Source organism: Actinomadura formosensis (assembly GCF_050948385.1).
Classification (GTDB): Bacteria; Actinomycetota; Actinomycetes; order Streptosporangiales; family Streptosporangiaceae; genus Spirillospora; species Spirillospora formosensis.
This window is the reverse complement of record NZ_CP192011.1, coordinates 4,517,193-4,531,276: the sequence shown is the minus strand read 5'-3', so window position 1 is coordinate 4,531,276 and position 14,084 is coordinate 4,517,193. Positions and strand designations below refer to the sequence as shown.

The 14,084-nt window shown below is 70.8% G+C and carries 15 protein-coding genes; 5 read left to right on the top strand and 10 right to left on the bottom strand.

Annotated elements, in window-relative coordinates:
• Positions 1-210 precede the first annotated feature (210 nt).
• The gene (locus ACQP1N_RS21555; protein WP_067806087.1) at positions 211-696 is read right to left on the bottom strand and encodes a GNAT family N-acetyltransferase; all 486 of its coding nucleotides are present in this window, start codon (positions 694-696) and stop codon (positions 211-213) included.
• A 172-nt stretch (positions 697-868) separates the two neighbouring features.
• Between ACQP1N_RS21555 and ACQP1N_RS21550 the strand changes: the two genes are divergently transcribed.
• On the top strand, positions 869-2,272 hold the full coding sequence (locus tag ACQP1N_RS21550) for a sigma-70 family RNA polymerase sigma factor (RefSeq protein WP_084263430.1): 1,404 nt from the start codon (positions 869-871) through the stop codon (positions 2,270-2,272).
• Here the strand turns inward: ACQP1N_RS21550 and ACQP1N_RS21545 are convergent, their stop codons facing one another.
• Together ACQP1N_RS21545 and ACQP1N_RS21540 are read right to left on the bottom strand one after the other, a co-directional pair.
• A complete protein-coding gene (locus tag ACQP1N_RS21545; RefSeq protein ID WP_207394140.1) occupies positions 2,273-3,052 on the bottom strand; it encodes a CAP domain-containing protein in 780 nt (259 codons plus the stop codon). It lies immediately after the preceding gene.
• Positions 3,053-3,234: 182 nt separating this feature from the next.
• Positions 3,235-4,122, bottom strand: coding sequence for a hypothetical protein (locus ACQP1N_RS21540; protein ID WP_131732828.1), 888 nt, complete (start codon positions 4,120-4,122; stop codon positions 3,235-3,237).
• 411 nt (positions 4,123-4,533) lie between these two features.
• Here ACQP1N_RS21540 and ACQP1N_RS21535 point away from each other — a divergent pair, with 411 nt between their 5' ends.
• On the top strand, positions 4,534-4,959 hold the full coding sequence (locus ACQP1N_RS21535) for an ATP-binding protein (protein ID WP_067806076.1): 426 nt from the start codon (positions 4,534-4,536) through the stop codon (positions 4,957-4,959).
• Between the two features lie 77 nt (positions 4,960-5,036).
• Here the strand turns inward: ACQP1N_RS21535 and ACQP1N_RS21530 are convergent, their stop codons facing one another.
• On the bottom strand, positions 5,037-6,221 hold the full coding sequence (locus ACQP1N_RS21530) for an FAD-dependent oxidoreductase (RefSeq protein WP_067806008.1): 1,185 nt from the start codon (positions 6,219-6,221) through the stop codon (positions 5,037-5,039).
• A 288-nt stretch (positions 6,222-6,509) separates the two neighbouring features.
• Here ACQP1N_RS21530 and ACQP1N_RS21525 point away from each other — a divergent pair, with 288 nt between their 5' ends.
• Positions 6,510-6,959, top strand: a complete 450-nt coding sequence (locus tag ACQP1N_RS21525; protein ID WP_207394198.1) for a CBS domain-containing protein — start codon at positions 6,510-6,512, stop codon at positions 6,957-6,959.
• 23 nt (positions 6,960-6,982) lie between these two features.
• Positions 6,983-7,483 (top strand): hypothetical protein, encoded by a 501-nt coding sequence (locus tag ACQP1N_RS21520; RefSeq protein ID WP_067806015.1) that lies wholly within the window; start codon positions 6,983-6,985, stop codon positions 7,481-7,483.
• On the opposite strand, the gene ACQP1N_RS21515 is transcribed toward ACQP1N_RS21520, so the two are convergent.
• Together ACQP1N_RS21515 and ACQP1N_RS21510 are read right to left on the bottom strand one after the other, a co-directional pair.
• On the bottom strand, positions 7,480-7,881 hold the full coding sequence (locus ACQP1N_RS21515) for a PPOX class F420-dependent oxidoreductase (protein ID WP_067806017.1): 402 nt from the start codon (positions 7,879-7,881) through the stop codon (positions 7,480-7,482). The genes ACQP1N_RS21520 and ACQP1N_RS21515 overlap by 4 nt on opposite strands.
• A gap of 17 nt (positions 7,882-7,898) precedes the next feature.
• On the bottom strand, positions 7,899-8,405 hold the full coding sequence (locus ACQP1N_RS21510; protein ID WP_067806031.1) for an NUDIX domain-containing protein: 507 nt from the start codon (positions 8,403-8,405) through the stop codon (positions 7,899-7,901).
• A 129-nt stretch (positions 8,406-8,534) separates the two neighbouring features.
• Between ACQP1N_RS21510 and ACQP1N_RS21505 the strand changes: the two genes are divergently transcribed.
• On the top strand, positions 8,535-8,831 hold the full coding sequence (locus ACQP1N_RS21505; protein WP_433226238.1) for a PGPGW domain-containing protein: 297 nt from the start codon (positions 8,535-8,537) through the stop codon (positions 8,829-8,831).
• Positions 8,832-8,988: 157 nt separating this feature from the next.
• On the opposite strand, the gene ACQP1N_RS21500 is transcribed toward ACQP1N_RS21505, so the two are convergent.
• From ACQP1N_RS21500 to ACQP1N_RS21485, 4 genes are all read right to left on the bottom strand, one after another.
• Positions 8,989-9,369, bottom strand: coding sequence for a hypothetical protein (locus ACQP1N_RS21500; protein WP_433226236.1), 381 nt, complete (start codon positions 9,367-9,369; stop codon positions 8,989-8,991).
• A 73-nt stretch (positions 9,370-9,442) separates the two neighbouring features.
• Entirely contained in the window at positions 9,443-10,822 is a 1,380-nt protein-coding gene (locus tag ACQP1N_RS21495) for an IS701 family transposase (RefSeq protein ID WP_433225973.1), read from the bottom strand.
• A gap of 106 nt (positions 10,823-10,928) precedes the next feature.
• A complete protein-coding gene (locus tag ACQP1N_RS21490) occupies positions 10,929-11,783 on the bottom strand; it encodes a hypothetical protein (protein WP_433226234.1) in 855 nt (284 codons plus the stop codon).
• A 46-nt stretch (positions 11,784-11,829) separates the two neighbouring features.
• Positions 11,830-13,611, bottom strand: coding sequence for a serine/threonine protein kinase (locus ACQP1N_RS21485; RefSeq protein ID WP_433226232.1), 1,782 nt, complete (start codon positions 13,609-13,611; stop codon positions 11,830-11,832).
• Positions 13,612-14,084: the final 473 nt, after the last annotated feature.

Here is a 14,084-nt window from a genome sequence, read left to right as displayed (position 1 = left end):
TCTGGGCGCTGCTCAAGCGCGGCCATGGCCGGCTTCGCCGCCACCGGGCCTTGCCGGCTGGTCCGCATCGTCGAACGCAGGCTGAAGAAGATCCAGTACCGGCCCCAGCCGAAAGGGATGCCTGATCAAGACCGGTCTGGCCATCGAACCCCGGTGACCGACGAACGCTGACCTCGATCTTTCACGGTGCTCGGGAGGGGGCCGCTTCGGTCAGGTGGGGTCGCCTTTTTCGGTTTTGAAGGTGCGGAAGCCTCGGCGGTGGTAGTTGGACAGTGCGCGGGGGTGGTCCAGCGACGATGTGTGCAGCCAGACCCTGGTCACGGCGGGGGCCAGTTCCCAGGCTCGCCGGACTCCGAGCGTCAGCGCGTATCCGCCCAGGCCGTGGCCGATGAACCGGGGCAGGAGCCCGAAGGTCTCGATCTCCACTTCGCCGGGGTGGAGCCGGTAGGAGATCGTGCCCGCGGGCTCGCGCTCGAAGGACAGCATCCAGACCGTCCGGGCCGGGAACCCGGTGGCCCATTCCTCCTGCGTCCGGCTGGCGCTCGTCCAGCCGTAGGGGGTGCCGACCCCGGCGTGCAGTTCGACGATCAGCGGTGAGTCCGGCTCCAGGGGGGCCAGGGCCAGGCCGGGCACCGGGGCCGCCGGGGCGAGCTGGTCGCGAGCCGTCATCTCGACATACGTCACGATCTCCGTCATCCGCGCAGCCTATTCGGACAGGTCCGCGGGACGGAGACGGGCGGGGGCGGTCGTCGTTCCAGCGATACGCCTGCCGCCCGGGGGCGGGGCGAGGAGAATCGGCGGGATTCTTGTTATCTGTGGTGATTCGTGAGGTCTCCAGAGGGATCGGCGGAGACTCTGGAGGACGAGGATGAGTGTGGGCACGGATGTGGACCTGCTGGTCCGGGCGGCACAGGACGGAGATGCCGACGCCCGGGAGCGGCTGGTCGCCGAGCATCTCCCGCTGCTGTACAACGTGGTCGGCTGGGCGCTCAGCGGCCACGCCGACGTGGACGACGTCGTCCAGGAGTCGGTGCTGCGCGCGCTCGGCGGGCTGGGCGGGCTGCGGGAGCCGGCGCGGTTCCGGTCCTGGCTCATCTCCATCGCCATGAACCAGGTGCGCCGCCGCTGGTCGGCGCAGCGCGGCAGGACGCCGATGGATCCGCAGGCCATGGCCCAGGTGGCGGGCGCCGAAGGCGACTTCGCCGAGCTGGCCGTCCTGCGGCTGGAGCTGTCGGAGCAGCGCCGGGAGATCGCCGAGGCGACCCGCTGGCTGGACCCGGGCGAGCGCGACCTGCTCGCGCTGTGGTGGCTGGAGGCGTCCGGGCACCTCACCCGCACGGAACTGGCGGACGGGCTGGGGCTGTCGGTCCCGCACGCGGCCGTCCGGGTGCAGCGGATGAAGAAGCAGCTCGTGACGTGCCGCGCGGTCGTCCGGGTGGTGAGCGGCCGGCGCTGCGACGGGCTCGGCCCGGTGCTCGCCGGCTGGGACGGGCGGCCGTCCCCGCTGTGGCGCAAGCGGATCGCCAAGCACATCCGGGGGTGCCGGCACTGCGCCGCCCGGCAGCGGGATCTCGTCCCGCCCGAGGCGCTGCTGGCGGGCCTGGTGATGGTGCCGCTGCCCGCCGACTCCCCGCTGCACGCCGTGCTGACCGGCGCGAAGGCCACGGCGAGCGCGAGCGCGAGTGCGGGGACGGGATTCGGGCCGGCCGGCGCCGCCCGCTGGGTGGCGGGAGCGGCGGTGGCGGGTGTCGCCGCCTCGGTCGTCTACTGGAGCCTGCCGGACCCGCCCGACCCGGCGCCTCCCGCGCCTCCCGTCACGGCACCCCTCCTGCGGACGCCGCCGCGCACGCCCGCACGCGAGACCGACAAGGGCTGGGTCGCGCCGCGCCCCACCGCCGAGCAGCAGGTCGTGGAGCTGATCAACGCGGAGAGGGCCGGAGCGGGATGCCGCCCGCTGCGCGTCTCCCCGGCCCTGCACCGGGCGGCGCAGCGGCACTCCGCGGACATGGCGGCCCGCGGCGTCCTCGACCACGGCGGCGCCGGCGGCGACGACCCGGGGGAGCGGATCACCGCCGCCGGCTTCGGCTGGAGCGTCTGGGCGGAGAACATCGCCCAGGGCCCCTCGACCCCGCCCGCCGTCGTGGCCGGCTGGATGAACAGCCCGGGCCACCGGGCCAACATCCTCGACTGCCGGCTCACGATGGTCGGGATCGGGGTCGTGCGGGGCGCCGGAGGACCGTGGTGGACCCAGGTCTTCGCGACGCCCCGCTGATCAGCGGGTGCTGCCGAACACCTGGGTCCAGTACGGGCCGCCCGACGTCACCACGCCGACGCCGATCTCGGCGAAGCGGCAGTTCAGGATGTTGGCCCGGTGGCCGGGGCTGTTCATCCAGGCCTGCATCACGCTCTCGGGGGTCGGCTGCCCCATGGCGATGTTCTCGCCGTAGGTGAACCAGTTGTACCCGGTGGCGGTGATCCGGTCGCCGGGGCCCTGCCCGTCGGGGTTGGTGTGGTCGAAGAAGTTCCGCCGGGCCATGTCCTCCGAATGGCCCTGCGCGGCCCGCTCCAGCAGCGGGTTGGGCGTCAGCGCGCCGCATCCGCTCCTGGCGCGCTCCTCGTTCACCAGCGTGACGATCTGCGCGGCGTAACTTCCGGCCCGGCCGTTCGCCGGTGCCTTCGGCCGGGACGGCACGGGGGCGGTCGGACGGTGCCGTGGCGTGCGCGGAACCGGCGTGCGCGAAGCCCGGGGGTGCGGCTTCGAGGTCTTCCGATTCTCCTTGCGGGCCTGTTTGTGGCGGGCCGTCCCCGTGGGCGACGGCTGTGTCACGGCGGGGACCGCCAGCTTGGTGGCGGCGGGCGACACCGATGAGGTGCCCGCCGCCGGGACGGCGTCGGAGCCGTCCCCGAACGCGCCGCTCACCGTCCCGGCGATCCCGCCGGCCAGCACCAGCCCCGCCGCGCCCGCGGCCGTCCACGCCACTGCGCGCCTGGACGCCTTCCGCGGCCGCCGGTGACCCGGCCCTTCGCTCTTGGGGGGAGTGGGGGTGCTCATGCGATGCCCCATCCTTTCTCGTCGGGGTGTGTGGACACCGTGCAGACCCCGGCCAGGACGGGCGATAACACAAAAAATCCAGATACTTCGGAGTCGGGCGTGCCGGGCGGGTTCGCCGAGGTGACGGAGTCACCGCGGCCGGTGCCCCGGGGGTTCCGGCGGCCGCTTGGGCCGCGCGGGCCTCAGTGCAGCCCGCTGAGCCATACCGGGTCGGTCTTCGGCACCACGCGGACCGCGATCGCGGCGGTGCCGGGCCCGCGGGTCGGGAACTCGCCCGGTCCGGCGCCGCGGGACAGGTAGGCGAGGCCCTGCCGCAGGAAGGCGCGCGGGCCCGGGTCGAGATGGGCCGCCCACGCGGGTTCGGTCTCGTGGCGCAGCCAGGCGTAGCAGGCCATCGCGTAACCGAATTCGCGCTCCGTCAGATAACCGAGCCGCGAACAGCCGTCGTTGCGGGCCGCGTTCAGGGTGCGCTCGTCCAGATGGCCGAGGGGCTGGACGGAAAAGCCGCGGCCGGTTTCGCCGAATCGCAGCGCCGCGTTCGTGGCGAAGACGCCGAATCCGAAGAACACGGTGAGGAGATCGGTCAGCCGCTCGTGGTCCTTGCGTTCGGTGGTGATCCGCCTCTCGCCCAGCAGCCGGACGTGGCACAGTTCGTGTGCGATGACGGCGATCAGGTAGGCGGCGTCGGACGCCTCCGTCATGTCCAGCCCGATCACCGCGCGGCCGTCCCGGACGTGGTGGTGCCCGACCGCGCGCCGCTGGTCCCGTGTCGCCGCGGTGCCCTCGTCCGCCCGGCCGAAGAGCTCCACGACGAGGCCGGACGGGTCGATCCCCATCACCTCGCACACCTTGGCGACCAGGCCGTCGATCTGCTCCGGCGTCCCCGTGTACGCGGCGGACCACAGCTCCGGACCCGGCACGGCGATCCCCCGCAACACCGGCTCCAGGCCGAACTGGCGGACGAACCAGGTGATCGACGCCTCGATCCACGCCTGGTGCGCCACACCGACCGGGCAGTCGGTGCGCACCGCCGGCGACCAGGGCCGCGGCCCTTCCGGCTCTCTGTTCATCGTGCTCCCTGACGGTCGTCCACACCGGGCCGCCACCTGCGCCGGCGGCCCTGCGGAATGGTTCGCGGTCGCGACCACGCGGCATTTTTTATCACGCCTTACGTGGGCATCGCCAACATTGGCGAAATGTCGTGCTTCTTGCCATCATGGAATGGCTCGGATGGGGAATGTGAGCGTTTGAATAATGTGCGTGCGGCGATTGTGCCCATGGGGAACGCGTGGGCGAATACCGCACGTGCGGGATTTGGGCATGTGAGAGACGCCTGTGCCGATCCGCGGGGCGGGGCACGCATTGTGCGGATTCTTCGTGACCGGGGGGCGACTTTCTGTGACGATCGCTGTGCGGACCAGGGGTGACCCGAACGAACCGCCATACGTCCACCACGTCCGATGCGACCCGAGGTGTTACCGATGACCCCGACGCTGCTCCCGGCAGCACAGCCCGCGCCGCTGCGCTGGCGGCGCTCCTTCCCCGGCGGGCCCGAGCAGGCCCGCGACGTCCGCCGGTTCGTCGGCTGCCTGCTGGCCGGCTGCCCCTTCCTCGACGACGTCCTGCTCGCCGCCGACGAGCTGGTCGTCAACGCCCTCCGGCACACCAAGTCCGGGCAGGACGGCGGCATCTTCGTCGTCGAGGTCGCCCAGGACGGCGGCATGGTCGCCGTCTCCGTCGCCGACCAGGGCGGCCCCGGCGAGCCCGCCGCCCTGGACGCCGGCGACCTCGCCGAGTCCGGCCGCGGGCTGCGCACGATCTCGCTCACCGCCGCGAGCTGGGGCTGGCACGGCAACGGCGAGGGCCGCACGGTCACCGCCGTCTTCGCGGGGCACTGGGCCGCGTGACCGCCGCACCCCGCACGGCGCCGCCGCCCGCACCGGCCGCCGGCCCCGGCCGGTCCCGGCGCGGGTGCCGGGCGCGGTCACGCGGCCGGGCAGGGGGCCGACAGCCGGTTGCTGGTGCGCCGCAGGAGCAGCCCGACGGTCCGGGTCGCCACGCCGCCGGGCATCGTGCCGGCGCGCAGCGCGGGCTCGCTCTGGAGCAGGGTGCGCGGCCCGCTGGTCACGACGCTCCGGGCGGCCACCGCCGAGGCCAGCCTCGCCCGCCGGCGGCGGCTCGTGCCGTACGAGCGCAGGGCCGCGGCCAGAGCGGACCGGGACGCGCCGTCGACGTCCCCGAGCGCGCGCAGCAGCGCGGCGACGTCTTCCAGCCCCTGGCCCGCGCCCTGCGCCAGGTTGGGCGGCATCGTGTGGACCGCGTCCCCGATCAGGACGCACCGCCCGCGCCCCCACCGGCACGGGACGCGCTGACGGTGGTGCGGGAAGTACTCGAAGTCGTCCTCTGACAGGGCGGCCAGCAACTCCCGGACGGGCGCGGCCCAGTTCGCGGAGCGTTCCCGGAGCATCGCGAGGGTGCGGCCCGGGTGGTCGGTGCCGTCGCCCGGCCGTCCCGCGATGTTGAAGAACCACTGCAGCAGGCCGTCGCCCGCCGGGTTCAGCCCGATGTCGCCGTGGCGGCCGAGGAACAGCCGGGACCGGGACCCGGCCTCGAAGGGGGCGGGGACCAACCCCTGCCAGGTGACGGTGCCGGTCGGCCGCGCGTCCGCGCCATCGCGGGGGCCGAGCAGCGCCGGACGCACCCGGGAACGGATGCCGTCGGCGCCGATGAGCAGATCGGCGGTGTACTCCGCGCCGTCCTCGGTCTCGACCCGCACGGACGCGCCGTCGTCGTGGAGGCGGGCGAAGCCGGCGCCGAACCGGACGGTGCCGTCCGGCAGTCCACCGGCGAGCCGGGCGTGCAGGGCGCGGCGGCGGACGCCCATCACCGGGGCGCCGAACCGGGCCTGCAGCCGTTCGGCGTCCACCGTCATCACCGGGCGCCCCCGGACGCTGCGCACATCGATGGCGGTGATCCGCTCGCCGGCCCCGCCGAGCCGCACCCCGAGATCGCGGAGGATCGCCGTGCCGTTGCACCACAGCACGATCGCGCAGCCACCGTCGCGCGGGGCCGGCGCCCGCTCCAGGACGGTCACCTCGTGCCCGGCGGCGAGCAGCCCCCGGGCCGCGGCGAGTCCCGCGATTCCGGCCCCCACGATGAGAACACGCATGATCCGTCCTCTACGGCTAGTAGTACTACCAGTTGTAGATCGAGGTGGCCGCGCCCGCAAGATCGAGTTTCCGGCGGCCGGGCCGGCGCGAGGTGCCCGGCGGGCGAATGGATCAACCGGGCGGTAGCGGGGAAGGAGTCATGTCGTCGGATGAGGAGGGGCGGCGGCAGATGTGGTGAACGGCACTTCGACAAAAGTTACTAGTCGGTACGACAATGGGCGGAGGCACCGGATGGTGCGCGAAGCCCGTTCGGCTCTGGGGATGCAGCTGTGAAGGTCAAAGAGATCATGACGAGTCCGGTGATCACCGTGGAGCGGGACGCGCCCGTGCCCGATGTCGCGGCCCTGCTGCGCGGCCGCCGGATCAGCGCCGTCCCCGTCGTCGACCCGGACGGCGCCGTGGTGGGCCTGGTCAGCGAGTACGACCTGCTGGCCCGCGAGGGGGAGACCGCCGCCGACGTGATGACCACCGGCGTCATCAGCGTCACCGAGGACACCGACGTCGAGGAGGCCCGCCACCTGCTCCTGGAGCGGCGCATCCGCCGCGTCCCGGTGCTGGCGGGACGCGACCTCGTCGGCGTCGTCGCCCGCTCGGACGTCATGGCGCTGCTGACCACCGAATGGGCGTGCGCCGCCTGCGGTGAGATCGTCCGCGGTGAGCACCCGCCGGCCCGCTGCCCCAAATGCCACGCCGCCGCCGACCGGTTCGATCTTCAGGAACCTCTTCCCGGCACCTGAGGAACCGCCGCTACGGTGGCCGTGTGAGCGAGAGTTACCTGCTGATCCTGGGGGACCGGGACGCGATCGCGTGGGTGCTGGGCGAGGAGCGAACGGCCTTCCCCGCCACCGCCAGGGCCGAGGTCGACCGCCTTTCCGAAGGCGACGACCTCCTCATCTACGCGACCCGCGGCGCGTTCGGCAACCCGGCCCGGAACCGAGGACGCGTCATCGGCCACGCCGTCGTCACCTCCCCCGTCTCCCCGCTGGAGGAGCCGGTGAGCTTCGCCGAACGCGTGTATCCGCGCGGCTGCGATCTGCGCGTCGAATCGCTGGCTCCGTGGGGGCGGGGCGTGGAGCTGCGTCCGCTGGTGGCACGGCTCGAAGCGTTTCCCGACGTCCGAAGCTGGAGCGTCCGTCTGCGGCGTCCTCTGCTGCGCCTCCCGCAAGCGGACGCCGACCTTCTCCTGGACGCGCTGCGCCCGCTCGCGGGGTCGCTGCCCGCGAACCTGGACGGCTACAAGGAGAAGGCCGCCCGCGCCTAGGCAACGATGCGTTTGACCATGCCTTCGGCGTCCGGGTCGATGCCCCAGGAGAAAACGGTGCGGGGATGGATCCGGATGACGTCACCGCCGAAAGGCGAGCCTTCCGGCGCCTCCACGACGGCGGTCTCGGCACGTCCCCGGATCTCGACGCCGCGCACACGCCACGGCTGGACGGACGCCAGATCGTCGACGACGAAGGCCACCTGGTCGTTGTCGCGCAGATTCCGGTACTTGCGGCTCTCGGCGAGGTTCCAGCCGCGGATGTCGATGGTGCCGGTCTCCTCGTTGTAGGCGAACCCGACTGGGTTGTTCTGCGGATCGCCCTTGGGACCCACGGTGGCCAGGCGCCCGAGGCGCTGAGCGGACAGGTATTCGCGTTCGAGATCGGTGAGGCTCATGCCCCCAGCCTGTGACCTCAACTTGACTTGAGGTCAAGCGTGCGGATGACGTTCCGGAGCCGGGGCGACATCTCGGCCGGCAGCCCGTCCAGCGGGAACCAGCGCGCCTCAAGGATCTCCGCCGTGTCCAGTTCGAGCCGCCCACCGACGACCCGGGCCTCGTAGTAGGCCTCGATCCGGTGCCGGAAACCGCTGGCCAGCCGCAGCGGAGGCCCGGTGACCTCCACCCGCAGGGCCGTTTCCTCCCGCACCTCCCGGACGACCCCGTCCTCAAGCCGCTCACCCGCGTTGACGTAGCCGCCGGGCAGCCCCCAGGCGCGGTATCCGGGCCACAGCCGGTGCCGCAGCAGCAGGATCCGCCCCCGCTCGTCCCGGACGACCCCGCCCGCGTAGACGAGGAACGTCTGATGCCGGAGCCGCGCGATCCGCCACTGCACCCGCCCGCCGAGCCGCCTCCACACCGGCGCGGCCACCCGCCCGAGCCGGCCGCGCGCACGACGCACCACGCCGAACGGGATCTTCATCACCGAGATGCTAGCCGCCCCGACGCGCACCGGCCGTCCGCTATGGGACTGGTCACATCGCGTCGGATCGGGATCCCCGGCGGCACCGTCGTTCGTCCCAGACAAAAGGCCGAGTGACAGGGGGACGCTGTGACGACGACCACGATCGAACGCATCGAGACACGGGCAGAGCCCCGGCGCCGGGCACCGGTCCGCCTGCTGCGCAAGACCGCCGTCGCGCTCGCCGGCTTCGCTCTGATCGTCGCGGGCGTCGCCATGCTCGTCCTGCCGGGCCCCGGCATCGTGGCCATCCTCGCCGGCCTCGGCCTCCTCGGCACCGAATTCCCCACCGCCCGCCGTATCAGCACGACCCTGAACACCCAGGCCCGCACCGCCTGGCACAAACTCCGGACCGTTATGCCTGGCCTCGGCACGAGAAAGCCCTGACAGCACGTCGTCCGGCACGCGACACCGGCCTTCGTATTCTCCGCACATGCGGTGAACGCCTCCCGGTCGGCGCCTGGGCGGGCAGGAGACGGAAACGGGGCTCTTCGCAGTTGAGGGTGTAGTCGGGCTGCGCACGTGGCTGACGGTCGGCGCTCACTCAGCTTTCCTCATCGCGTTCCTCCTCGTCCCCACGCCAACGGCGCGCTCGCTCGGCGATCCCGCTGGAGAGCTTGCCCTTTACCGAGTTGGCCCGGTCGAGGGTCTCGCTGCCGCGGCTTCTGGCCGCATCGACTCCCTTTGCTCCTGTCTCGAGCGCCTTGTCCCTCACCTCTGAGGCCGCGTCCGCCCATCGTCGCGCCTCCGATGACCGCTGACCAGACTCAATCCCAAGCCGCCCGTGGAAGTCATAGACGCCGGTCGCGACATGGTTGCTCGCCTGGACTACAGCCGGGGACTTGGTCGGGTGCAGCAGCACCTTCGCGTTGGCCGTACCGGCAGCCGCATCCATCCGGGCCACCAGACGCTCGGTGCACCGCAAGATGAGTTCCAGCCGGTCCTGCCGAGCGGCCTTCAGTTACGGCAGCTGTAATTTCGGCTCTGACCTGCTGTGATCATGGGGTGGTTTCGGCGTAGGTGTGCCAGGCGTGGTGGCAGGCTCGGGCTCGTTGCTGGTGGCGTCGGCGCCATAGTGACCATGCGTGTCGGTGCTGGGGGTCGGTGCGGGGCGGGGGTACGACGGTCCCCCGGATGAGCCGTAGCAGTTCGGGGACGGTGATGGGGATCAATTCGGGGTCGCCGGGGTGGCGTTCGGTGGCGGTGGTGACGGCGAGGTAGGTGTAGGCGAGCAGGGCCAGGCAGGTCCAGCGGTGCCAGGAGACCCAGCGGGTGGTCTGGCCTTTGTCCAGGCCGCAGGCCTGTTTGGCGAGCTGGTGGTCTTCTTCGATCTTCCAGCGGACGGTGGCGATGGCCACCAGCCGGGCCAGCGGCACCGGGGTCGGGCTGTAGCAGCGGTAGTAGGACAGTTTGCGGGTGTAGCGGTGCCGGCGCACCAGCAGGACCGTGCATCCGGCCTGGTCACCGGCCTGGTGGCTGTCGGGGGTGTCGTCGGGTGTGATGGCGAGCATGGCCCAGTCGTAGGAGCGGACGCCTTTGGTCCCGGTGCCGGTGCGCATGCGCTGCCACCCGCCGTCACTGATCAGCCGGACGGCCCTGCGGGCGGTGGTGGTGTGCGGGCCGAGGGCCACGGTGTGGTCGTGCTTGACGGCCATCACATAGCCCATGCCCAGGCTCCGGACGCAGGTGCGCAGGTCTCGGCCGCCGTAGACCTCGTCCCCGGCCACGAACCCGGCGCCTATCCCGCGGCCGCGGGCGCGGGCGAGCATCGCGGCGGCCAACTGCGGTTTGGTGGCGAACTCGACCTGTTCGGGGACACCGGCCAGCTCGCGGCGTTCCTCATCGGCCGCCCAGTCTCTGGGCAGGTACAGGCGGCGGTCGATGATGGTGTGGCCATGGCCGGTGGCGTAGGTGAGATTCACCGTCACCTGGCACAACGCGACCCCGCCCAGGCTCCCCGAATACTGGCGCGCCGCCCCGACACAATCGGTGGAGGATTTGGCGTCGCCGGTCTCGTCCACGATGAACACCGCGTCCTGGTCACCGTCGGCGCCACCGTCGCCGCCGGTCAAGTGTTCAACGGCCCAGGCCGCGACCTCGTCCAGGACCTGCCGCTCGTCCCATTTCGCCCTCGACAGCAGGTGCTGCAGCCGGTGCGGGCCTGTGTGCCCGAGCGCCTCGCCCAAGGTCCAGCAGTTGTGGTCCTCCAGCTCCATCAGCAGGCCCAGCACGAACTCCCGGGCCAGCCGTCGCGGCTCACACCTGCGGAAACACCCCGCGATCCGGGTCATCACCGCGTCCAGAAACCGGGCCCGCCGCTGCTGTTCGGCATGCGCTATCGTGCCCCCGACGGTCGTCGGGGTTTTGGTTTTCGTCACACAAAGCAAAGATCACGGCGGCCGTCCCGCATGTCCGGGACTCCACCCGATCGTGATCATCTCAAGCTGCCCCGCTGACCAGCAGCGACATCCCCAAATTCACGATCTACAGCTGCCGTATCAGTCCGAGGCGATGCCCGTCCAGTTCCTTCGGAGACGCGTCCAGCACCCGGTCGAGTTCGAGCACGGCGATCGCGTCCTGCAGTTGGAAGCAGCGTGCCAGAACTGCGAGCCACTCCCGAACCGCGGACTCGGCCTCCTTGGCCGTCGTAGCGAGATCACCGATCTTGGTCTTGCGCTCCATCTTTTCCGCGAGTGCGTCGAGTTGCCGCAATGCGTACGCCTGGGTTTCTGCGATGGTCGCCGGCGCGGTCTGCACCTTCGACCACGTGACCTCGTCGACCCGGCCCCTCTTCTCTCGGATGGTCATGGACTCCTCGATGACCAAGCCCACTCCGATCATGCGGGCCAGCACGGCGTCCTTCTGGGCGCGCAGCACGTCGTCGACCTTCTCGTCGATCGTGGCGAGATAGTCGGTGATCTCGTCCATGGTCTGCTGCATCGCGATCTGCGCCATGATCCCCGCAGCGCCGGCGAGCATCGCCGGGTTGGTCAGCAGCGACCCGGGCGCCTTCGCGAACTCGACGAACCCCCTGATCTGGCCCTTGTTCCCCTTCACCACACCTGTGCTGAGACCCGACTTCGAGCTTTCCCTCAGCCCGTACTTCTGGATGGCCTGTGCCGACTCCTGAGTCAGCTTCACCCAGCGACCGGAGTTGGCGGCGATCTCCGAACCTGCCTGCGCGGCTACAGCCCCGGTAGCGGCGACGGACTTGAGCCGTTGCAGTCCGAGGTCCTTCGACGGCAGTCTCTCCGAGACGAGGAAGCGTTCGATATCCGGCGCATCCCCGATGACCGCCAGTCCATCACCGTCACTGATCAGCTGAATCTCGTTGTCCATCGCTCGCTCCTGAAGTGGCTTTTCGCAGTTGGGGGTAGTCGCTCTTCTAGGGCTTCAGCGTTGGTGCGTCGATCCGGCCGCCTTTGCCCCAATCCCGGTAAGTGGCAGAGTAGAGCGAGCGGACAATGCTGGTCGGCTCAAGGGTGACCGCCAGGTCGATGTCCAGCCGCTGAGGTAGATTGTCGGGCCCGGTGACCAGCCTGTAACTGAGCTCGGTCTTATCCGCTGCATAAGTCTCGTAAAAGAGCGCCCCTGGGCCTTTCGTGAGTTGCTCGATATGGGCCGTACCGCGGTAGGTGATGTTTCCATCCTTGGTCTCCCGTTCGAGTGACGTCGAGTTATGCAGCAGTGCGAAAATGTTGTTCGGGGAGCTCACCCATCGCACCTCGCTGGCCAGCCAGATGTGCGGATCATCGTCCTGGCCGGAGGGTGTGCTTCGTGCGATATGGCAGGCCTGAGGGTAAGCAGTGAGATACACACATTTTCCGATGAGTACGACATGTGCCGGCGGGGTAAGGTCGTATCCATCGCGGTTACCGACCGTGAGATCGTAGTTGGTGTTCTGCGGCGATCGATATTCCAGCCGCCCATGGGCACGGAAAGAGTCGTCCCCCTGGCTTATCGCACCTGTTGCGTAGAACGCGGCTGTCTTATGCAGGGCTATGGCTTGCTCGACCGCGGCCGCGACGGCGGGGGGTGCCGACGGAATGGTGGCCGGAGCGGGACTGGACGAGAGTGGCTTCGCCCTGAGGTCTCTAGAGGAGGTGCCAGGGGCCGAATCCGTGGCGAGTGGCTCAGTATGGTCGTCCAGTCCCAGCCTGATGGCGATCGCCGTGGTGATCACGAGGAGGATGCTCGCTGCCGCGATGCCGATCAAGATGACCCGGCGGTAGGCCGGGGAACGAGGAATGGGCTCGGTGGGGAGTTCGAGCGTGGCCCAGCGGGCGGTGCGGGCGCTGGTGAGGGTCACGTCGTCCGCCATGGCCAGGGCGCGGCCCTGGGCCAGGGCTTCGGGGGCGGAGATCGGGCCCTGGGAGTGCTCCAGCAGGCGGAGCAGGATGTCGCGGCTGTGTGGGCGCTTGGCCGCGTCCTTGTGCAGGGCCTGGGTCACGAGTTCGCGGAGCGGGCCGGCCAGGCCGCCCAGGTCGGGTTTGCCCGTGACGATGCGGTTCATGACGGCGGGGATGGTGTCCTGGCCATAGGGCGGGCGGCCGTTCGCCGCGTAGGCGATGGTCGCGCCCCAGGCGAACACGTCGGCGGCGGGGCCGACCACTTCGCCGGCGAGCTGCTCCGGGGCCATGTAGGACGGCGTGCCGATGACCGTGCTCGCGGCGGTCACGGTGGCGTCCATGGAACGGGCCACGCCGAAGTCGATGACGCGGGGGCCGTCCGGGCCGACCAGGACGTTGCCGGGCTTGAAGTCGCGGTGCACGATGCCGGCCTGGTGGATGGCGGCGAGCGCGGTGGCCGTGCCGATCGCGAGCCGGTACAGGGCGGGGCCGGATTGGGGGCCCTTCTCCTCGACGAGTTCGCGGAGGGACGGGCCGTCGATGAACTCCGTGACGACGTAGGGGAGGTCTTCGTCCTCGTCCACGTGGAGGATCTCCGCGGTGCAGAAGGAGGCCACCTTGCGGGCCGCCGAGATCTCCTTGAGGAACGTGTCGTGGGAGCCGCCGCGATCGTGGAGGACCTTCAGGGCGACTCGGGCGCCGCTCTCGTCCTCGGCGAGGTAGACGACGCCCTGGCCGCCCTCGCCGAGCCGCCCGAGCAGGTGGTGGCCGCCGATCCGCTCGGGGTCGCGGGAGGTCAGCGGTCTGCTCGTCGTCATGCTCGCCGGCCGTGACCGTGCATGCGGGGGCCGCCCTTTCTGCCGTGCCGGGGCGGCGGAGGCACCGGGAGCCCGTGGCGGTCCGGCCGTCGCCCGTGTGTTGCGTGAACCCGATCAACGCGCAGATTAACAGCCGGAGAGAAGATGGGGCGGCCGATCGGTCCGGCAAGGTCGGACAAGGTGGGAATTGTCCCCCATGTGGCCGCTAGTGGCCGCGTGGTGGTGGCAGAGCCCACCGGCCCTGGTCAGCGGGTCGATGGCGGGGACCAGAGAGTGGTGTTCTTGTGAACTCGATCAACATCAAGTTTGCGTTTTGATGGCAACTGATGAAAGATCGCGTTACTTTGTCATCGGCTGATCACACAGTGTTCGGACGGTGAGGGGTGGGGCGACATGGGCCAGGGGTTTCGATGTGATGAGTGTCATGAAGGGGCCGCGCCCTTCGGGGCTCTCGGTGCACGGGCCGGTGACCT